Source organism: Kitasatospora sp. CM 4170, from assembly GCF_032110285.1.
Lineage (GTDB): Bacteria > Actinomycetota > Actinomycetes > Streptomycetales > Streptomycetaceae > Kitasatospora > Kitasatospora aburaviensis.
Genome location: NZ_CP134877.1, coordinates 1,099,882 through 1,119,848 on the forward strand (window position 1 = coordinate 1,099,882; position 19,967 = coordinate 1,119,848).

Below are 19,967 nucleotides of genomic sequence, written 5' to 3' on the forward strand. Positions count from 1 at the left end.
CCTCCCGAGGTCCGGCAGCCCGGTCCGTGACCCCCCGGGCACACCCGGTGGCCGCCCGGCCGGCCGGGTCAGTCCGGCGCCGCCGCCACGGCCACCGGCGACGAGCCGCCCGGCACCAGCAGGTGCGGCGTCCCGCCGCCGTCCGCCGGGACGCTCCAGACGTCGGTGCCCCTACCCTCCCGCGCCGGCAGCGCGTAGCCGAGCGTCGCCCCGTCGAGCCAGGCCGCCTGGTCGTCCACGCTGCGCGACTCGGCCAGCGGGTGCTCGCGCAGGCCGTCCAGTTCGAGGACGTGGAGCCGCCAGGGCGCCTCCGGGTCGGCCGAGACCTTCTTCTTGAAGGCGATCCGGGTGCCGTCCGGCGAGAGCGAGGGGCACTCCACGTTCTCCCGCAGGGTGCGGGCCGACCACGCCTTGAGGTCGCCCTCGACCAGGTGGGTCCGGCCGCCGGTCGAGACGGTGGCGTAGAAGCGGTTGTCGTCGGCGGCGAAGGTGACGCCCCAGTAGTTGACGTCGGCGGCGTGGTAGCGGGTGCCGTCGACGGTCAGCGGGACGGACTCGATCGACTTGACCAGGTAGCCGGTGCGCAGGTCCAGGATCGACGTCCGGGTGGAGAAGGTGCCCGCCGCGTAGGAGTCCCCCACCGCGAAGGTGGTCCAGGAGAGCAGGTGCCCGGAGGCCGACACCCGGGCCCGGTTCGGGATGCCGGGCACCGTCACCGTCTGGAGCTCGGTGAACCGCCGGTCGTACACCACCGCCTGGGTACGGGCCGGGGTGCCGGGCAGCGCCCGCAGGCACAGGGCCCGGTCCCCCGCGGCGTAGAAGCGGACGCAGGACGGCCCGTCCGCCGCCCCCGGGCTGCGGGCGACCCGCCCGGTGGCGCCGTCCCGGTAGTAGAGCCCGGGCGCGTCCAGGGTGAACGAGCTCTCCGCGGCGACGAGCCGCGGCCCGTCGCCGCGCTGCCGGGCGTGCAGCACGTAACCCAGCGAACCGCCCAGCAGCACCAGGGCGGCGGCGATCAGCACCACCGGACGCGCCTTCACGAGACCTCCCTCCCCGGCAGGATCCGCCATGCGGCGACGAGTGCGGCGCCCAGCGCGAGAGCGGCCACCGCCAGGGCCGGGCGCGGCCCCCACCACGTCCAGGCCGCGCCGAAGCCGGCCGCACCGGCCAACCGGGCCAGCGCCTGGCCGGTCTGCAGCACCGCGAGCCCGCTCGCCCGGCCGGCGAGCGGCAGCACCGGGCCGGCGAGGGCCATCAGCACGCCGTCCGTGGCGGCGTAGAAGACGCCCAGGAGCAGCAGGACGAGCACGGCGACCGGCCACCCCGGCGGGGCCAGCAGGGTGAGGTAGGCCGCGAGCAGCGCACCGTGCCCGCACAGGAACGGAACGCGCCTGCCGGTCCGGTCGGCGAGCCGCCCCGCCGGTACGGCCAGCAGCAGGTAGCCGGCCGCAGCCCCGAGCGGCAGCAGCGGGAAGAGCAGGGCCGGCAGGTCCAGGCCGCGCTGGAGCAGCAGGTAGAGGAAGGAGTCGCCGATCGTCGCGGCGCCCAGCAGTGCGGCGGCCGTGACGACCCGGCGGAACACCGGGTCGGCGAGCGCCCGGTTCCGCGGGCGCCCGGCCGCTCGGGGCGCGGGCACCGGCCCTGCCGTCGGCTCCGCCCGGGCGGCCGGCGCCGGACCGGCCGGGACGTACAGCACCAGCACGAGCACGCCGAACAGCCCGGTGGCGAAGCTGACCACGAAGACCGCGTCGTACGCGTCCGCCGTCGCCCACAGCACCGCGAACGCGACCAGCGGTCCGAGCAGCGCCCCCGTGGTGTCCATCGCCCGGTGCACGCCGAACGCCCGGCCGAGTGCGTCCGGCGGTGCGCTGAGCGTGATCAGCGCGTCCCGCGGCGCGGTCCGCACGCCCTTGCCGAGCCGGTCGGCGGCCAGCGCGGCGGCGATCCCGCCGGCCGCCCCGCCGGCCAGCAGCAGCCCGAGCCGCGAGAGCGCCGAGAGCAGGTAGCCGGCCCCGGCGACCGTCCGGTGCCGGCCGCCGCCGCGGTCGGCGAGCCTGCCGCCGAGCAGCCGGACCAGTGCCGTGGCGCCGTTGAACAGCCCGTCGAGGAAGCCGAATTGCAGGGGCGAGAGGCCGAGCCCCAGCACCAGGTAGAGCGGCAGCACGGCGGTGACCATCTCCGAGGAGACGTCGGTGACCAGGCTGACCGCGCCGAGCGCGACGACCGTGCCGGGGACGCGCCGTCCCGTCCCGGCGGGGCGGGACGGCGCGTCGGTACGGCGGCCGGTGGTGGCCAGGTACATATCAGTGGCAGCTGTACGTCGGGCCGGTGTCCTTGACCTGGCCGTCCGCCCCGACGTAGGTCCAGCCGTAGCCGGAGTCGGTGAAGTCCAGCTTCAGCACGCCGTAGTCGCCACTGATCCGCTTCTGGCTGTTCGGCTGGACCTGCTCGATCGGGTACGGCTCGGCGCCGCCCATCCCGCCGACGATCTCGACGATCCCGTCCGCGGTGGCCTTCCCGTCCGGGTCCTGCGGGGCGAACCGCTCGTAATGGTGGTCGTGCCCGTTCAGCACCAGGTCCGCCCTGGCGCCGTAGAGGATCTTCCACACCGGCCGGGAGACCGGGTCGTTGCCGTGCCCGCCCGAGGAGTACAGCGGGTGGTGCCAGTACGCGGCGATGCACTTCTTCGCGTTGGCCGCCAGGTCGGCCTTCAGCCAGTCGATCTGGGCGCTCTGGTCGAAGGCGTTGGAGTCCAGGGCGACGAAGTGCCAGTTGCCCTCGTCGAAGCTGTACCAGCTCTTCCCCTGCGGGTAGGCGATGCTGCCGAAGTACGCCTTGTAGCCGGCGAGCGACCCGGCCGGGTCGTAGGTCTCGTGGTTGCCCGGCACCGGGTGGGTCTTCGCCTTGAACGCCCCCCACGTCTTGTCGTAGTAGTTCCGGAAGTCCGCCAGCCGGGCGTCGTCGTACTGGTTGTCACCCATCGTCAGGTAGAACCGCGGGTTGATCCGCTGGGCCAGCGCGGCCGTCTTCGGGTGGGCGCAACCGCTGTCCGAGGCGGTGCACTGCGCGGCGATGTCGCCCGCCGCCACCACGGTGAACGCCCCGCCCGGCGTCGTCCCGGTCGGTGACGGGCCGGTCGGCGACGGGTTGGTGGGCGACGGGCTGCCGTCCGGCACCCCGTACACCTGCATCTCGAACAGCGAGTACCCGTACGACGTCCCGCGCGCCGTCCCGTACATCCGGACGTAGCGGCCCTTGCCGCCCAGGCCGGCCCAGTCGTCCGTCCCGCCGTTCCCGGCCTTCTCCTCCGCCACCGTCGTCCAGGTCACCCCGTCCGCCGACACCTCCAACCGGTACGCCTTCGCATAGGCGGACTCCCAACTCAGCTTCACCCGGGAGACGGTGGCGCTCCCCCCGAGGTCCACCCGCAGCCACTGCGGGTCCTTCCCCTCCGCGCTCGCCCACCGCGTGGAGGTACTCCCGTCGAACGCCTTCCCCGCCGCGTACGACGACCCCTCGGTGGACGAGGCCGTCGCGGCCTTCCCCTGCGAGAGCAGCGGATCGCCCACCGCTCCCGCCCGCCCGGACCAGCCGAGCAACAGGCCGCCGAGCAGCGCGAGCACGGCGGCGAACACTCCGACACGAACAGGCCTTACCGAGACACCCAGACGCATCCCTGGACTCCATGACCTTGAGAGACGGCGAGAGCTGGACTCCGGTTCACAGCACACGAACTCACCGGGTAGGCGGCGACCGCTCCACCGCAGCGGCCGGGTCAGAGCTCTCACTGAGCGCGTCACGCCCCATCGGGAGCGGGCGCCGCGCCAAGCCGCCGACCGACAGCGTAATGGATAGTAAAGTTACCTACCAATAGTCGGAGGGGCCGAACTTCCGCCCGTTCCGCCCCTCGTGGCCCGGCCCGGCGTACGGCCCCTCATGGCCCGGCCCGGCGTACGACCCGGAACGCCCGGAACGACACGACCGTGGCTCGGACGCCGCCCGCGCGGCCCGCGGGGCCGGGCGCGCCATCCTGGTGGTCCCCGGCTCGCTCACGCGCCGACCGCCGCCGCGTCGCTCCGCCGCGCCGACGGTCGCCCACGCGACGCGCCCCGGCAGCTCCGACGTTCCGCACCGAGCCCACGGAAGGCCCGTCATGCCCGACGACGAACACCGTGCCACCGCCGAAGCCATCCTCCCGCTCGTCGGGGGCCCCGCCAACGTCCACTCCGTCGCCCACTGCATGACCCGGCTGCGGCTCGGCCTGCACGACCGCTCCCGGGTCGACGAGGCGCGGCTCCGCGCCCTTCCCGCCGTTCTGGGCGTCGTCGACGACGACACCTGTCAGATCGTCCTCGGCCCGGGCGTCGTCACCCGGGTGACCGCCGCATTCCGGGCGCTCGTCGACGGGCCGCCGGAGCCGGGGGTCCGGCAGGACGACGGCGCCGCTCGGGAGATCCCCGCCGCCCGGCCCGGCCCTGCCGCCGGTGCCGCGGTCGGAGCCGAGGACCTGGCCCGGCGCGGCGCGGCGATCAAGGCGCAGGCCCGGGCCAGGAACGCGACCCCGGTCAAGCTCGTGCTCCGCCGGATCGCCAACGTCTTCGTGCCGCTGATCCCCGCACTGGTCGGGTGCGGCATCGTCGCCGGTCTCGGCGGCGCGCTCACCAACCTCGGGCGGGCCCCCGGACTGGTGCCCGCCCTCACCGCGATCTCCGCGGGGTTCATGTCCCTGCTCGCCGTCTTCGTCGGCTACAACACGGCGAAGGAGTTCGGCGGCACACCCGTGCTGGGCGCCGCCGTGGCCAGTGTGATCGTCTACGCGGGCGTCGCCAAGGTCGAGGTCTTCGGCCACCACCTCGCGCCGGGCCAGGGCGGGGTGATCGGCGCACTCGCCGCCGCACTGCTCGCGGTCCAGGTCGAACGGTGGACCCGCCGGGTGATGCCCGACGCCCTCGACGTCCTGCTCACGCCCACGGTCACCGTACTCGTCACCGGCCTGGTCACCCTGTACGGCCTGATGTTCCTGGCCGGGGAGGCCGCCACGGCGATCGGCGAGTTCGCCACCTGGCTGCTGTCCCACGGCGGCGCCCTCGCCGGGCTGGTCCTCGGCGGCCTGTTCCTCCCCCTGGTCATGCTCGGCCTGCACCAGGCGCTGATCCCGATCCACACCACCCTGATCCAGCAGCAGGGCTCCACCGCGCTGCTGCCGATCCTCGCCATGGCCGGGGCCGGGCAGGTCGGCTGCGCCGTCGCCGTCTACCTGCGACTGCGCGGCAACGCCTCGATCAGGGCGACCATCAGGTCCGCGCTCCCCGCGGGGTTCCTCGGCATCGGCGAGCCGCTGATCTACGGGGTCTCGCTCCCGCTCGGCCGACCGTTCGTCACGGCCTGCCTCGGCGGAGCCTGCGGCGGGGCCGTCGTCGGGCTGCTGGGCCAGCTCGGTGCCACCGTCGGCTCGACCGCCATCGGTCCCTCCGGCTGGGCGCTCTTCCCCCTGCTGACCGGATCCCGCGGCTTCGCGGTCGGCGCGGCCGTCTACGCCGCCGGCCTGGCGACCGGCTACACCACGGGCCTGCTGGCCACCTACTGGTTCGGCTTCACCCGCGAGATGCTCGACGAGCTCGACGCCACCGCACCGGGGCGCGGCCCGGCCGCCGACAGCTACTCCAGCAGCTTCCGGTCCGTCGAATAGCTTGTTCAGGCCGTCCGGCAGTCAGGGCGGCCGTGCGGGACGACGACCGGAGGAGCCGCATTGCCCAGGGAGGCGCCGTACCTTGCCGTCAGCGACGCGCTGCGCGCCCGCATCCGTGCGGGCGAGTGGGAGGTCGGGGCGCGCCTGCCGTCGCGGCTGAGGCTGGCCGAGGAGTACGGGGTCGGGCGGAACGTCACGCAGCGAGCGGTCGAACGCCTGATCTCCGATGGCCTGTTGGAGGGGCGCGCGGGATCGGGGACCTACGTCAGCGTCCCGCCCGAGCGCCTGCCGGTGATCCGCTCCCGGCACCGGGAGCACCTGGCCGGCTCCCCCCTCCCCGACCCGGCGGAGGAGCGGGGCCGTGCCACCTCCTGGGACGCGCACAGCCGGGTGCACGTCCCCGCCACCGCGGCGGTGGCCGAGCGGCTCGCCATCAGCCCCGGCGATCCCTGCGTCACCACCCACTACGAGTTCCTCGCCGACGGCCGGCCCGTCCAACTCTCGCGGTCCTGGGAGCCGATGGCCGTCACGGGCGGCACGCCGATCGTGCTCCCCGAGGCCGGACCGCTCGCCGGCAGGGGCGTGGTCCACCGCATGCACTCCATCGGTGTCCTGGTCCACACCGTCGTCGAGCGGCCCCGCCCCGCCCATGCCACCCGGGAACAGGCGCATCTCCTCGGCATCAGCGCCGGGGACCTGGTGCTCCGGATCGAGCGGACCATCTACGACACCGGCGGACGCCCCGTGGAGACCGCCGACATCGTCGTTCCGGACGGACGACGCCAGGTGGTCTACGAGTTCGGAGTCGACCACCCCGCACCATCGGATCCGGCCGGACGCCGGACCACGACCGGGGGTCGGTGACCGCATGCCGTCAGCCCCGCGCCCCGGACTCCTGCGCAACCACGACTTCCGGCGCCTGTTCGCCGCGACCGCTGCCGGTCAACTGGGCGACCGCATCATGTTCCTGGCACTTCCGCTGGTCGCCGTCACGGCCCTCGACGCTGACGAGCTCCACGTCGGGCTGCTGACCGCCGTGGTCACCACCGGCTCGCTCCTGGCCGGGCTGCCGGCCGGCGCGTGGGTCGACCGCCTGCCGAAACGGACGGTCATGATCGGCACCGACCTCGTGCGGGCGCTGACGCTCGCGACGATTCCGATCGCGTGGTGGGCCGGTCTCCTCACCGTGGATCGGCTCTTCGCGGCGGCCGCGGTCCACGGCGCGCTGACCGCCGTCTTCGACGCCGCCCACGTCAGCTGCCTCCCGCACCTGGTGGAGCGCGACGAGCTCGTCGAGGGGAACGCGAAACTCTCGGCGGTGCGCTCGGTGACCAGCATCGGCGGTCCGGCGGTGGCCGGCCCGCTGGCCGGCTGGACGGGCGCCCCGGCCGCGCTCCTCGCGAGTTCGCTGGCCATGGCGGCGTCCGGACTCCTCGCGATCGGCATCCGGAAGCGCGAACGGAGACCGGGACCCGCCGACCGGCCCCCGCTGCTCCGTGGCATCGGGGAAGGCCTGGCATTCGTTCTCACGGGCCCCGTGCTCCGTGCGACCGTGCTGGGGGACGCCTGCTTCACCCTCTTCCTGGCCGGGTACCAGGCCATGCTGCTGGTCCTGCTGTCCAGGGAGCTGCGCCTCGACTCCACCGGCATCGGCCTCGTCCTGGCGGGGATGGGCTGCGGCGCCCTGGTGGGTGCGCTCTGGTCGGAACGCCTGACCGCGCGATTCGGCCCCGGCCCGGTCATCTGGCTCGCACCGCTCGTCACCTGTCCGCCGACAGCCCTGATGCCGTGGGCCCACCCCGGCTGGACCGTCCCCGTGGCGGCCGTCGGGCTCGCGGCCCTCTCCCTGGGCGGAGTCGTCCGCCTCGTCGCCCAGTCGAGCGTCCAACAGGCGCTCACCCCGGTCGGCATGCTCGGCCGGATGAGCGCCACCACCCGGTTCCTGTCCGGGTGCGGCCTGGCAATGGGTGGACTGCTGGGCGCAGCCGCGGGCGCCGCCCTGGGGGCGAGGGCCACGATGACGCTCGGGGCGGTCGGCATGACGCTGAGCTTCGTCCCGGCCTTCGCCTCACCGCTCCGCAGCATGCGCAGGGCACCGGGTCCGGCCGGTGTCGGCCTCCCCCGGCGCCCCGGGCCCGGCACGCCGTGCGAACCGGCCGCCGTCTCCGGGTCAGGCTTCGGTGGCGGTGCGGACGGCGACCGGGAGTGAGAGGGACGCACCCTGGTCGAAGACGGTGCCGAAGCGATCCGCGCCGAGGGCCGTGCGGGCCGCGGAGGCGATCCGGTCCACGTCCGCGCGTTCGCCGGGCGGAAGGGGGCCGCCGGCGTCTCGGCGGGCGGCGTCGGCGGCGCCGAGGAGCAGCGCGGCGCGGACGTACCCCTCGGTGGCGCCGGTGGCCGCGGCCGCACCGGCGGTGCCTTCCATGGAGAGGGCGAGGGCGCGCGGCTCATCCAGCTGCCGGGCGTGGGCCAGGCCGCGGGCCTGGTGGGCGGCGGCCCGGGCGGGCAGGCCGCGCAGTTCGGCGACGAAGCCGAGTTCCACCTCGATCAGGTGCTTCCCCCCGAGCGACGACGGGTAGTCGTCACGCATCGCCTTGAGGTGGCGTTCCGCGTCGTCGAGGTCGCCGGCGCGACGCGCGCCCAGGGCGAGGCCCATGACGGCGAACACCTCGCCGAAGAGGTGGCCCTGCTCGACGGCCGCGCGACGGGCCTGCTCGTGGAGCAGTCGGGCCCGTTCCCATGCGCCGGCGAGGAGCGCGAGCCGGCCCAGGCCCGCGAGGCAGGCGGAGGCCTCCACGGCCAGGCCGAGCTGCTCGGCGAGGCGCAGCCCGACGGCGTGGCGGGACTCGGCGTCGGCGTAGTCGCCCTCGATCTCGGCGAGTGCCGCGAGGGTCGGCACGGTCTGCAACTCCCCCCACCCGTCGTGGAGTTCGCGGAACTCCGCGGCGGCGGTACGGCCTTCTCGGCGGGCCTGCGCCAGGTCGCCGGTGGCCAGCGCGGTCCGGGCCAGCAGGGCGCGGGCGGCCGCGGCGCCCCAGCGGTCGCCCGCGGCGGCGCAGTGGTTCAGGGCGCGGGTGCCGACGGCGTGCGCCGCCACCGGGTCGCCCGCGTGGTGGAGGCCGTGGGCGAACAGCCACAGCGCCCGGCCGCGCCGGACGGGATCGGCGATGTCCGCCTCGGGGCAGTCCCGTTCGGGTGGCCGCCGGCCGGTGAGCATGGCGAACGCGCCCTCCAGGACGTGGAGTTCCGCGGAGGCCGAGGCCGACAGGGGCGGCGTGGCGGATGCGGGCGCGGGCGCGGACGCGGGCACGGACGCGGTGGCCGGGGTGCGGGCGACGGCTTCCAGGACGGCGGCGAGCGCGCGTCCGGCCTCGTGGAGGCGGCCGCGCAGCAGCCACCAGGGGCAGAGGGCGGCGGCCAGGCGGGCGGCACCGTCCTGGTCGCCGGTGCGCAGGAGGTGGTCGAGCGCGGCGCGGAGGTTGGCGGACTCGGCATCCAGAAGCGCGAGTCGGAGCGATTGTCGAGGCCCGCGCAGGTCGGCTTCGGCCTCTTCGGCCAGGTCGCGGAAGTAGGCGGCGTGCCGAGCCGCGGTGGCCGGGAACTCGCCCGCCTCGTGGAGCCGGTCGCGGGCGTAGGCCGCGATCGATTCGAGCAGGACGTAGCGCGGGCCGTCGCCGGTGTGCGCGGCCTGCACGAGCGAGCGGTCGACCAGGCGGCCGACCAGATCGAGGACGTCGTCACCGGCGATGCCGCCTCCGGCGCACACCGCCTCGGCCGCCTGCAGGGAGCAGCCGCCGGCGGGAACGGCCAGCCGCTGCAGGACGGTCCGCTCGGGTGCGGTGAGCAGGTCCCAGCTCCAGTCGATCACCGCGCGCAGGGTCTGCTGCCGCGCCGGGAGGCCGCGCTGCCCGGAACCGAGCACCCGGAACCGGTCGCCGATGCGCGCTGCCAGCTCCCGGACGCCCATGGCCCGCACACGGGTGGCCGCGAGCTCCAGGGCGAGGGGGATGCCGTCCAGGCGGTGGCAGATCTCCGCGACGGCGGCCCGCGTCCCGTCGTCCCCCGTCCCGCCGGCCCGGGTTCCGTCGGCCCCCGTCCCGCCGTCCCGGGCTGGAGGGACGAACCCGGGCGCGGCCGCGGCGGCCCGTTCGGTGAACAGCTGCGCGGCCGCGTCCGGGTCGAGCGGGGCGACGGGGAACACCACCTCGCCGGTCAGCCGCAGCGACTCCCGGCTGGTGGCGAGGATGCGCAGCTCCGGTGCGGTGTCCAGCAGCACGGCGACGAGCTCGGCGGCCGGCTCGATCACGTGCTCGCAGTTGTCGAGGACGAGCAGGGCCCGGCGGTCGCGCAGGGCGGCGGCCAGCGCGGGGCAGAGGGGGCCCGGGGGCGCAGCCGGTACGGCGGTCCCGCGGATGCCGAGCGCCGCGGCCACCGCCTGGGCGAGGTCGGCGGCGTCGGCCGGCAGGGCCGCGAGCTCGACGAGCTGCACCCCGTCCGGTGCGCCGCCTTCGGGGTCGTCCGCGAGGCGGCGCGCGAGGGCCAGGGCGAGCCGGGTCTTGCCCACCCCGCCGGGGCCGGTCAACGTGACCAGGCGCTCGGTGCGGACGAGCCGCGCGAGGGCGTCCAGCGCGGGGCCGCGACCGACGAGCCCGGTCCGCGGGACGGGCAGCTTCGAGCGGTGGAACGCACCCGGCTCCGCGGCGCGGGCGGCGGCCGCTTCCGGGGCCCCGGCGGGCGAGCGGGCCGGGGCCGGCCGGGCCTGCGGCACGGCGGCGGGCAGGAGGGCGGCGTCCTGGCGCAGGATCGCCTCGTGCAGCGCCGCCAGCTCGGGGCTCGGGTCGAGGCCCAGCTCGTCGACGAGCAGCGCCCGCAGTTCACCGTACGCGGCGACCGCCTCGCTCTGCCGACCGGCCCGGTACAGGGCCCGCAGCTGGACGGCGCGCAGCCGCTCGCGCAGCGGGTGCCGGTCCACCAGCTCGGCCACCTCGCCGAGCAGCAGCGGATCGTCGAACTCCAGGCGGGCCTCGACCAGTTCCTCGACGACGGCGAGCCGTTCCTCGGCCAGCCGCTGGGCGGCCGGGCGGACGAACTCCTCGTCGGCGAAGTCGGCGTACGGGAGTCCGCGCCACAGGTCCAGCGCCCGGGTGAGCGTGGCCGCCCGGGCACGCGCGTCGGTCTCGCCGCGGGCCCGGTCGGCCAGTTCCCGGAAGCAGGCGGCGTCGACCCGGGCGGTGCCGTCGTCGAGACGGAGCCGGTATCCGGCGGGGTGGTGGGTCACCCGGTCGCGGCCGATCGCGCGGCGCAGCTGGGAGACCTTGGCCTGGAGCGCGTTGGCGGGGTTGGCGGGCGCGGAGTCCCCCCAGATGTCGTCCACGAGGCGGTCGGGCGACACCGGTCGGCCCTCGTGCAGCAGCAGGTCGGCCAGCAGGGCCCGCACCTTGGTCTCGGGCACCCGTACTGGCGCACCGTCACCGTCCCACACCGCCAGCGGGCCGAGCACCCCGAACCTCATGGGACACACCCTACACAGCGTGATCATCAGCCGGTCGGGCCGGGCTGCCGATGGACCGTCAGCGGAGCATCAGCAGAGCCGAAGCGCGCTGCGGGATCGTCTGATCAGCAGGCCGGAGAGCCCGGCCGGCACCAGGACGGACGACGAAGGAGCACGATCATGAGCACGAACACCACGGTTCCGGTGGCGGCCACGGACACCGAGGCGGCCGGCACGGACTCCGCGCTCTTCCGGCCCACCCGGCTCGGCGCCCTGCAGCTCGCCAACCGCCTGGTGATGGCCCCGATGACGCGCAACCGTGCGAGCGCGGCGGGCGTACCGGAACCGATCATGGCCACGTACTACGCCCAGCGCGCCTCGGCCGGGCTGATCATCGCGGAGGCCACGACGCCGAACGCGGTGGGCGCCACCTACCCCAACATCCCGGCGATCCACGACGATTCGCACGTGGCCGGGTGGCGTCGCGTCACCGACGCCGTCCGGGCGGCGGGCGGGCAGATGTTCCTCCAGCTGCAGCACGGCGGCCGGGTCGGGCACCCCGAAACCAGCGGGCTCCACCCGCTCGCCCCGTCACCGGTGCCGCTGCCCGGAACGATCGTCACCCCGTCCGGGCACCGGGACAACGTCGTGCCGCGCGAGATGACCGAGCAGGAGATCCGCACCACCGTGGCCGACTTCGCCGCCGCCGCGCGCCGGGCGGTGGACGCGGGCTTCGCGGGGGTCGAGGTCCACGCCGCGAACGGCTACCTGCTCCACCAGTTCCTCTCCAACCACACCAACCACCGCACCGACGGCTACGGCGGGACGGTCGCCAACCGCATCCGCCTCACCGTCGAGGTGGTCCGCGCGGTCGTCGAGGCGGTCGGTGCCGAACGCGTCGGGGTGCGGATCGCCCCCGGCGTCACCGCCAACGCCATGGCGGAGGACGACGTCGACGACGTCTACCCCGCGCTCCTGAGTGCTCTGGACGACCTGGGCCCGGCCTACCTGCACGTCGTCTTCGCCGACCCGGACCAGCCGCTGTTCCACACCCTGCGCAAGGCCTGGTCCGGCACGCTGATCGCGAACCCGGCCCTGCCCTGGCCCGGCCCCCTGCCCGCCGACGGCGGCCGCGCCGCCGCCGAGCGCCTGCTGGCGGCCGGCGCCGACCTGGTCTCCCTCGGCCGCGCCTTCCTGGCCAACCCCGACCTGGTCGCCCGGCTGCGCACCGGGGCGCCGCTCAACCCGATCCGGGACGCGCACCTGATGTACGTGGGCGGCGAGACGGGCTACACCGACTACCCGGCTCTCGGCTGAAGAACCCGGCAGGCGAGGGGCCGACCGGCCGACGGAGGGCAAGGCGGTGCGCCCTCCCCCGCGACCGGTCGCCCGACCGACCCCCGACCGGCCCCTGACCGGCCCCCGACCGGCCGTCGGGCCCGTCCTCACGGCCCGGTGGCGGGTGCGGCCCCCGCGGCCTCCTCGGCCTCCGCCCGTCTGCGCCGCTCGACCCGGCTGCCGGAGACGACCGTGACGACCAGGCACGCCGCGATGATGCCCTCGGCCCAGAAGAACGCCACGTAGTCGATGAGCGAACCGATCGGCGGCGAGCCGGGCGCGGCGTTGCGCATGCCGACGAGGGCGAAGAGGGTCGCGGCCATCCAGCCGAGCGAGGGCCACACCATCCCCTGCCGGCTGCGGTGGAGCACCTCGGCGCCGGCCATGACCGCCAGGGCGAGCGCCCACATGGCCGCGATCATGAACCAGGCCAGGATGAAGGTGCTGCGCGGAAACGGTTGCCGCGCAACCGGGAGGAGCTCACGCCGGGGTGGTGCCGTGGACGGCCGCACCGCCGGCGGGGCCGCCTGCGGTGCGGCCGTCCACCGGGGCCGGTACGCCGAGCGCGGCCCCGGGCTGCGGATTCGACCGGCGGGACGAGCGGGGGTGCGCCATGGGGCCTCGTTCCGGTGGGTGGCGTCGGGTCCGGCTCCGCAGGCTACTGACCGGCGGGCCGGGATCCGCCACGGCACGCATCCGCCGTTCGGGGGAATCCGCTCACGGGCCGCCGGCGGCCGATGCCGCGGGCCCGTCCGCACCGGCTCGGAGAAGCGGGCCGACTGCCCCCGTGTCACATTCCCGCGCCGCGCGGGGTCAGGGTCGTGAGCGGACGGGAGAACCTGCGGCGCGAGTCGCCGCACCCGGCCCGCCCGACCGCCGCCCCCAACCCGACCGCCGCCCCGAGGAAGGCCACCATGACCTCGCTCACCCGCGCCGCCACCGTCGCCGCGCTGACCGCCCTGTCGATCGCCGCGACCACCGCCCCCGCCTCGTCCGGCCCGGCGCACGCACGGCACTGGTCGGCCGCCTGGTCCGCGCCGATGATGCGGCCCTCCGGCGCGCCCTGGTTCGCGACCTGGGCCGTGCAGGGCTTCGACCACCAGTCGGTGCGGCAGGTGGTGCGGCTCGGCGCGGGCGGCACGGCCGTCCGCTTCCGGCTGTCCAACGCCTACGGCACGGCTCCCCTGCGGCTGACCGGAGCCAGCGTCGGCCGGGCCGCCGACGGGGCGGCCGTCGTCCCCGGGACGCTACGGCCGGTGCAGTTCGGCCACCGGGAGTCCGTCGTCGTCCCCGCCGGCGGCGAGGTCCTCAGCGACCCGGTGAGCCTCCCGGCGGCGGCCCGCGACCGGGTGGCGCTGACCCTCTACTTCGACGGCCCGACCGGCCCGGCCACCCATCACCAGCTCTCCATGACCACCACCTACCGGGCCGGCGGCGACCACCGCGGCGACACCGCCGCGACGGCGTTCGGCGACGCCGTCCGCCCCGGGTACGGGTCCTGGTACTACCTCAGCGGTGTCGAGGTCAGCGGCGCGCCACGAGCGGGCAGGGCGGTGGTGGCCTTCGGCGAGTCCACCACGGACGGGTTCGGCGCCACCGTCGACGGGGACGACCGTTACCCGGACCTCCTCGCCGAACGGCTCGTCGCCGCCGGCCGGCCACGGCCCGTGCTCAACGCCGGCATCGGCTCGAACAAGATGCTCGCCGACTCCGCCTGCGCCGGCGACAGCGCACTGTCCCGCTTCGAGCGCGACGTGCTCGACCTGCCGAACGTCGGCACCGTGATCGTCTCCCACGGCATGAACGACATCCTCCGCACCGGCGACCAGATCTGCGGCGTGGACCGCGACGACCCGCCCGTCACCCTCCAGCGGCTGATCGATGCCCACCGCACCCTGATCCGCGCCGCCCACGTCCGCGGGGTCAAGGCCGTCGGCGCCACCCTGATGCCCTTCGGCGGCGCACCCTTCTGGACGCCGGAGACCGACCGGCTGCGCCGCGACCTGAACGAGTGGATCCGCACCTCCGGGGAGTACGACGCGGTGGCCGACTTCGACCGGGCCGTCGACCCGGCGGGCACCGGCGGCATCCCGGACGGCTACCACTGCGGCGACCACCTCCACCCCAGCCCGCGCGGCTACCGGGCCGTGGCCGACAGCATCGACCTCGACAGCCTGCGGTGATCCCCGGGGCGGCGGTCCGATCAGGCCCGATCGGACCGCCGCCCCGGTCGACCGGGTGCTCGACGACGTGCTCGCACACGTTGTCCCCCCGTCAGCCGGTGGTCGACGTCAAGGCGTGGTCGACCCGGGCACGTCCCCGGCCGGGCGGTACCGGTCCACGATCCCCTCGACGGTCCGCATCAGGCGCTCCCCCGTCCGGTCGATGCTTCCGTTCTGCGTGCTGACCTGCGCGCCTTCGAGGACGAAGGTGATCTCGGCCGCCGCCTGTTCGGGGTCGGTGAGTCCGGCCTGCGCGCACAGGCCGACCAGTCGGCGGGTCTGCCGCTCCTTGTGCTGTTCGATCACCAGCCGCGCGGGGTGGGAGCGGTCGGGCAGCTCGGCGATCGAGTTGATGAACGGACAGCCCCGGTACGAGACCGCCGGCAACCCGTCGGCGATGAAGCGGGCCACGCCCAGGATCTGCTCCCGAGGCCGCCCGGGGTGCTCGGCCTCCACCCGGTCGAACGCCGCCCGGTAGTCGGCGGCGACGATCCGCAGCCACTCCGCGACGAGCTCGTCCTTGGTCTCGAAGTGGCGGTAGATCGCCATCTTGGTGGTCTCGGCCTTGTCGGCGATCGCCTGGACGCCCACCCGCCGGATCCCCTCGCTCTGGAAGAGCTCCTCCGCGGCGTCGAGGATGCGTTCACGAGGCGGCAGTTTCGCCACCCGGCTCGGTCGTCTGGCGGGCGAGGTCATGGCTGCTCGTGGCCTCCGGTCGGTTGCGGTCCCTTCACTTCCTGCTACGGTACCAGTCCGTTCCACACGATACCGAGCGGTATCACCAAGGACTGGTCGGTACCGTTCTCGATCACAGGAGTGCCAGTGGACATCAGCGAGTACGCGGGCTTCGACGCGGTCGGGCTCGCGGAACTGGTCGCCCGGAGGCAGGTGACCCCCGCCGAACTGGAAGCGGCCGCACGAGCGGCCGCCCGGGCGGTCGGCCCGCAGCTCAACGCCGTCGTGGAGACCTGGCCGGCCGACGACGAGCCCCGCCCCGGCAGCACACCGCTGGCCGGGGTCCCGTTCCTGATCAAGGACCTCGGGGTCACCATGGCCGGGCGGCGGACGGAACTCGGCAGCCGCCTCGCCGCCGGTCACGTCGCCGGCGCCGACTCCACCCTCATGGCGCGCTTCCGCCGCGCGGGCCTGGTGACGTTCGGACGCACCACCACCCCGGAGATGGCCTACAGCACCACGACGGAGCCCGTGCTGTACGGCGCCACCCGCAACCCGTGGGACCTCACGCGGAGCGCCGGCGGGTCCAGCGGAGGCGCGGGCGCGGCCGTCGCCGCCGGGATCGTCCCGATCGCGCACGCCACCGACGCCGCGGGCTCGATCCGCATACCCGCCGCCTACAACGGCCTGTTCGGGCTGAAGCCGACCCGCGGCCGCGTGCCGGTGGGCCCCGCCGTCGACGAGATCTACAACGGCCTGGCCGTGCACGGCAGCGTCAGCCGCACCGTGCGCGACAGCGCGGCACTGCTCGACCGGATCCGCGGGTCGGAGCCGGGTGACCCGTACGTCGCCCCGGAGCCGTCCCGGCCGTACGCGGAGGAGGTCACCCGGCCTCCGGGCTCCCTGCGGATCGGCGTCCTCACCCACGCGTGGGGCGGGCACCGCACCACCCCGCCCGTCGCCGCCGCGCTGGCCCGCACCGTGCGCCTGCTGGAATCCCTCGGCCACCGGGTCGAGGAGGCCGAGCCCGAACTCGGAGTCGACTGGGAGCAGTTCGTCCTGGCCAACGCCCGGCTCTGGACGGCGAACCTCACCGCCTCGATCGACGAGCTGGCCGCCGCCTCCGGCCGGCCCGTCGACTCCTCGACCCTCGAACCGCCGACCCTCGCCGGCTACCACTACGGGCAGCGCGTCGGCGGTGCCGAGTTCGTGACCGCGCTGGCGGTCCGCAACCTGGTCGCCCGAAGCCTGGCACGGTACTTCGACGCGTACGACGTGCTGCTGACCCCGACCGTGCCGGACCTGCCGGTGCCCCTCGGCACCCACGGCCGGGGCGCGGAGGCGCTGGACGGCCTCGGCTGGCTCCGCCGGATCCTGGACCTCTCACCGTTCACCGCGGCGTTCAACGTCGCCGGCACGCCCGCCATGTCCGTGCCGGTGACGGCCGACGCCGGCACGGGACTTCCGGTCGGCATGCAGTTCGCCGCCGGGTACGGGCGCGAAGGCCGCCTCTTCCGCCTCGCCGGACAGCTCGAACAGGCGAGCCCGTGGTCGGACCGGACCCCCTCGGTCTGGGCCGGAAACCACCCGGGCCGCTGAGGGCCGGCCCCCTCACGCAGCCAGAGCGCGGAGCAGGGCCAGGCCCTCGGCGGACGCGGTGCCGGGGGCGGCCTGGTACACCACCAGCTGCTGCTCCGGGGAGCTGTTGACGGTGAACGTCTCGAAGGTCAGATCGAGGTCCCCGATCTGCGGGTGGCGGAACCGCTTCGCGCCGCCCGACTTGCCGTGCACCTCGTGCCGAGCCCACAGCACCCGGAACTCGGCACTCCTGAGGGCGAGTTCACCGACCAGCTCGATCAGCCCGCGGTCCTCGCGGTCCCGGCCCGCCGCACTGCGCAGGGCGGCGACCGAGGCCCTGGCCGCCTCGTCCCAGTCGCGGTGGAAGGACCGCGCGGCCGGATCGAGGAACGTCATCCGCAGCAGGTTGTCCGTCCGCGCGAAGGAGGCGTAGAGGGCGTGTGCGAGGGGGTTGAGCGCCAGGACGTCCAGCGAGCGGCCGAGCACGAGGCCAGGGGTGGCCAGCGCTCCCAGCAACTGCCGGAGTGCGGGCGACACCTGCTCCGGGCCCCGCCTGCGGCGGCGGGGCCCGGGCGGGGCGGTCAGGTGGACCAGGTGCGCCACGGCGTCCTCGTCGAGCTGGAGCGCGCGGGCGACGGCGTGCAACAGCTGCCGGGAGGGATTGCGCTCGCGCCCCTGCTCCAGGCGCGTGTAGTAGTCGGTGCTCACCCCGGCGAGCAGGGCGACCTCCTCCCGCCGAAGGCCGGACACCCTTCGGTGGCCGGCGGCGGTGATGCCCGCAAGCTCGGGTGGCAGCTGTTCACGGCGGGCCCGCAGGTACTCCCCGAGGGGGTTGCCGCGCGACAGGGTCTCGTCAGTGCGCATGCCCCCGAGACTAGAGTCGGTTTCCCACCAGCCGAAGGCCTGGTCCATGGTGCGGTGCACCCAGGAACGCTGCACCCGGGAACAACGTGGCCTGGAAGGCCCACCGCGCAGGTGCCAGGTTGGGTGGTCATGAGCAGCAACCAGATCCACCGCCCCACCGACACCGCACGCCTCCCCCTCCTGGAACGGCTGCGCCGAACCGCCGGCGACCCGGGCCGCCGCATCCTGTTCACCGGCGCCACCGTCCTCACCATGGACCCCGCCCTGGGGATCCTCGACACCGGCGACCTGCTCGTGGTCGGCAGCACCATCGCCGCCGTCGGCCCCGACCTCCGCGCCCACGGGGCGGCGGCGGACGCGATCGTGGTGGACGCCGCCGGAACCGTCCTCGCCCCCGGCTTCGTGGACACCCACCGCCACGCCTGGCAGGCCCAGCTGCGCCGGATCATGCCCGACGTGAACGACCTGGCGGGCTACGTCTCCACCACGCTCGCCGAGTTCGCCCCCGCCTACCGGCCCCACGACATGTACGTCGGCACCAGGCTGGCCGCCCTGGCCGCCGTCGACGCCGGCATCACCACGATGCTGGACTTCTCCCACAACTCGCGCAGCGCCGCCCACTCCGATGCCGCCGTCCGGGCCCTGGTCGACAGCGGCATCCGAGGCGTCCACGCCGCCATGGGCCCGCACTTCGGCACCTGGGACCACCAGTGGCCCGCCGACCTGGCCCGCCTGCACGAGCAGTACGGCGACGCCCTGACGACCTTCCGACTCGCCGCCCTCGCCACCGACCGGGTGGCGGGCCCCGACCTGGCCTACGGACCGCAACTCGCCCGCACGGCCGAGGAGCTGGGCATCGGCGTGAGCGTCGACGCGGTCTTCGGACGAGCGTCCTCCGAGGCGATCCTCACCTGGGAACGGCAAGGGCTGCTCGGGGAGCACCTGACCCTGATCCACGCCACCGCGCTGAGCCCCGACGCATGGCGCGCCATCGCGGACAGCGGCACCACGGTGTCCCTCGCCCCCACCTCGGACGCCCAGATCGGGCTGGAGAGCGCCGTACCCGCCATCGACGAGGCACTGGCCGTCGGAGTCCGGCCCGGCCTGAGCATCGACGTCGAAGTCGCCCTGGCCGGCGACATGTTCACCCAGATGCGGGCCCTGCACACCGTCCAGCGGATGCGGGCCGTCAACGCGGCGCAGGGCACCGACCGCGAGCCGACGCGCATCGACACCCACGACGTCCTGGGCTTCGCCACCCTGCACGGCGCCCGGACCTGCGGCCTGGCCGCGGTCACCGGCTCCCTGACGCCGGGCAAGCAGGCCGACCTGCTGGTCATCACCACCGACGAGATCAACAACCTGCCGCTGAACGACGCCACCGGCACCGTCGTCCTCGGCAGCGACGCCCGCAACATCGACACCGTCCTCATCGGCGGGCAGGTCCGCAAATGGGCGGGCCGGGTCCTCGACGTCGACCTGCCGGCGCTGCGGGCGGAGGCCGCCGCCTCCCGCGATCACGTCCTCCGCACGGCCCGCGGCCCGGCGCTCTGATCCGCCCGCCGGCATGCCTCCGGCCCCGACCGCCTCATCCGGGCAGCTCGGCCCAGACCAGGTGGCCGTGCGGCAGGACGGCGGTTCCCCAGGCCGCGGCCAGCGAGGCGACGATGTGGAGCCCTCGGCCGTGGCAGGCGTCGGCCGGCGCCTGCGCTCCCGGGAGTGAGCCGGCCGGGCGGCCCGGGCCGTGGTCACCGACCTCCAGGCGGACCGTCCCCCCGCCGGCGGGATCCACGATGCGGCGCAGGCGGTACCAGACGGGTCCGGCGCCGTGCGTCAGGGCATTGGTCGCGAGTTCGCAGAGGATCAGGACGGCGTCGTCGACCAGGCCGGGCAGCTCCCACGTGTACAGCTGGTCGGCGAGGTCGCGTCGGACCGCGCTCAGGGACTCGACGGTGTCGGTGATGATCGTGACGGTCATGGCTTCCCTGGTGTGTCGCTTCGGGTGATGGGCCACGACTCAGGCTGCCCGTGCGTCCGGCCGCCCCGGATCGGGGGAAGTGCGTATGCGGATACCTAAACGCACCCCCGCCCCGGGAGCGGTCGGACGCCG

The 19,967-nt window shown here is 75.2% G+C and carries 16 protein-coding genes; 7 read left to right on the top strand and 9 right to left on the bottom strand.

The window, feature by feature from the left end:
• Positions 1–68: 68 nt before the first annotated feature.
• Genes RMN57_RS04725 through RMN57_RS04735 form a run of 3 tightly spaced genes read right to left on the bottom strand, consistent with a single transcriptional unit; the run spans position 69 to position 3,635 of the window.
• On the bottom strand, positions 69–1,070 hold the full coding sequence (locus tag RMN57_RS04725; protein ID WP_380234184.1) for a hypothetical protein: 1,002 nt from the start codon (positions 1,068–1,070) through the stop codon (positions 69–71).
• Positions 1,037–2,302, bottom strand: coding sequence for an MFS transporter (locus tag RMN57_RS04730; protein ID WP_313762098.1), 1,266 nt, complete (start codon positions 2,300–2,302; stop codon positions 1,037–1,039). Before RMN57_RS04730 ends, RMN57_RS04725 begins: the two co-directional genes overlap by 34 nt.
• Position 2,303: 1 nt before the next feature.
• Entirely contained in the window at positions 2,304–3,635 is a 1,332-nt protein-coding gene (locus RMN57_RS04735) for a discoidin domain-containing protein (protein WP_313762099.1), read from the bottom strand.
• Positions 3,636–4,153: 518 nt separating this feature from the next.
• Here RMN57_RS04735 and RMN57_RS04740 point away from each other — a divergent pair.
• Genes RMN57_RS04740 through RMN57_RS04750 form a run of 3 tightly spaced genes read left to right on the top strand, consistent with a single transcriptional unit; the run spans position 4,154 to position 7,898 of the window.
• Entirely contained in the window at positions 4,154–5,689 is a 1,536-nt protein-coding gene (locus RMN57_RS04740) for a PTS transporter subunit EIIC (protein WP_313762100.1), read from the top strand.
• A 60-nt stretch (positions 5,690–5,749) separates the two neighbouring features.
• Entirely contained in the window at positions 5,750–6,553 is an 804-nt protein-coding gene (locus RMN57_RS04745; RefSeq protein WP_313762101.1) for a GntR family transcriptional regulator, read from the top strand.
• Between the two features lie 4 nt (positions 6,554–6,557).
• Positions 6,558–7,898 carry an MFS transporter gene (locus tag RMN57_RS04750; protein WP_313762102.1) on the top strand — a complete coding sequence of 447 codons (1,341 nt, stop codon included), beginning with the start codon at positions 6,558–6,560 and terminating at the stop codon, positions 7,896–7,898.
• On the opposite strand, the gene RMN57_RS04755 is transcribed toward RMN57_RS04750, so the two are convergent.
• Positions 7,860–11,228 (bottom strand): BTAD domain-containing putative transcriptional regulator, encoded by a 3,369-nt coding sequence (locus RMN57_RS04755; protein WP_396327917.1) that lies wholly within the window; start codon positions 11,226–11,228, stop codon positions 7,860–7,862. The genes RMN57_RS04750 and RMN57_RS04755 overlap by 39 nt on opposite strands.
• 132 nt (positions 11,229–11,360) lie before the next feature.
• On the opposite strand from RMN57_RS04755, the gene RMN57_RS04760 reads away from it, so the two are divergent.
• Positions 11,361–12,497, top strand: a complete 1,137-nt coding sequence (locus RMN57_RS04760) for an alkene reductase (RefSeq protein WP_313762104.1) — start codon at positions 11,361–11,363, stop codon at positions 12,495–12,497.
• Positions 12,498–12,625: 128 nt separating this feature from the next.
• Here the strand turns inward: RMN57_RS04760 and RMN57_RS04765 are convergent, their stop codons facing one another.
• A complete protein-coding gene (locus RMN57_RS04765) occupies positions 12,626–13,030 on the bottom strand; it encodes a DUF4436 family protein (protein WP_313762105.1) in 405 nt (134 codons plus the stop codon).
• Positions 12,999–13,133: a hypothetical protein gene (locus RMN57_RS04770; protein ID WP_313768090.1), complete on the bottom strand. Its 135-nt coding sequence runs from the start codon at positions 13,131–13,133 to the stop codon at positions 12,999–13,001. Before RMN57_RS04770 ends, RMN57_RS04765 begins: the two co-directional genes overlap by 32 nt.
• 206 nt (positions 13,134–13,339) lie before the next feature.
• Between RMN57_RS04770 and RMN57_RS04775 the strand changes: the two genes are divergently transcribed.
• The gene (locus tag RMN57_RS04775) at positions 13,340–14,701 is read left to right on the top strand and encodes a GDSL-type esterase/lipase family protein (RefSeq protein ID WP_313762106.1); all 1,362 of its coding nucleotides are present in this window, start codon (positions 13,340–13,342) and stop codon (positions 14,699–14,701) included.
• A 108-nt stretch (positions 14,702–14,809) separates the two neighbouring features.
• Here the strand turns inward: RMN57_RS04775 and RMN57_RS04780 are convergent, their stop codons facing one another.
• Positions 14,810–15,436, bottom strand: a complete 627-nt coding sequence (locus RMN57_RS04780) for a TetR/AcrR family transcriptional regulator (protein ID WP_313762107.1) — start codon at positions 15,434–15,436, stop codon at positions 14,810–14,812.
• 126 nt (positions 15,437–15,562) lie between these two features.
• Here RMN57_RS04780 and RMN57_RS04785 point away from each other — a divergent pair, with 126 nt between their 5' ends.
• Positions 15,563–17,014: an amidase gene (locus tag RMN57_RS04785; protein ID WP_313762108.1), complete on the top strand. Its 1,452-nt coding sequence runs from the start codon at positions 15,563–15,565 to the stop codon at positions 17,012–17,014.
• 12 nt (positions 17,015–17,026) lie between these two features.
• Here RMN57_RS04785 and RMN57_RS04790 read toward each other — a convergent pair whose 3' ends face one another.
• Positions 17,027–17,857, bottom strand: coding sequence for a helix-turn-helix transcriptional regulator (locus RMN57_RS04790; RefSeq protein ID WP_313762109.1), 831 nt, complete (start codon positions 17,855–17,857; stop codon positions 17,027–17,029).
• A gap of 129 nt (positions 17,858–17,986) precedes the next feature.
• Here RMN57_RS04790 and RMN57_RS04795 point away from each other — a divergent pair, with 129 nt between their 5' ends.
• A complete protein-coding gene (locus RMN57_RS04795) occupies positions 17,987–19,411 on the top strand; it encodes an amidohydrolase family protein (protein WP_313762110.1) in 1,425 nt (474 codons plus the stop codon).
• Between the two features lie 34 nt (positions 19,412–19,445).
• On the opposite strand, the gene RMN57_RS04800 is transcribed toward RMN57_RS04795, so the two are convergent.
• Complete coding sequence (locus RMN57_RS04800; protein ID WP_313762111.1) at positions 19,446–19,835, bottom strand: ATP-binding protein; 390 nt, start codon at positions 19,833–19,835, stop codon at positions 19,446–19,448.
• Between the last annotated feature and the right edge of the window lie 132 nt (positions 19,836–19,967).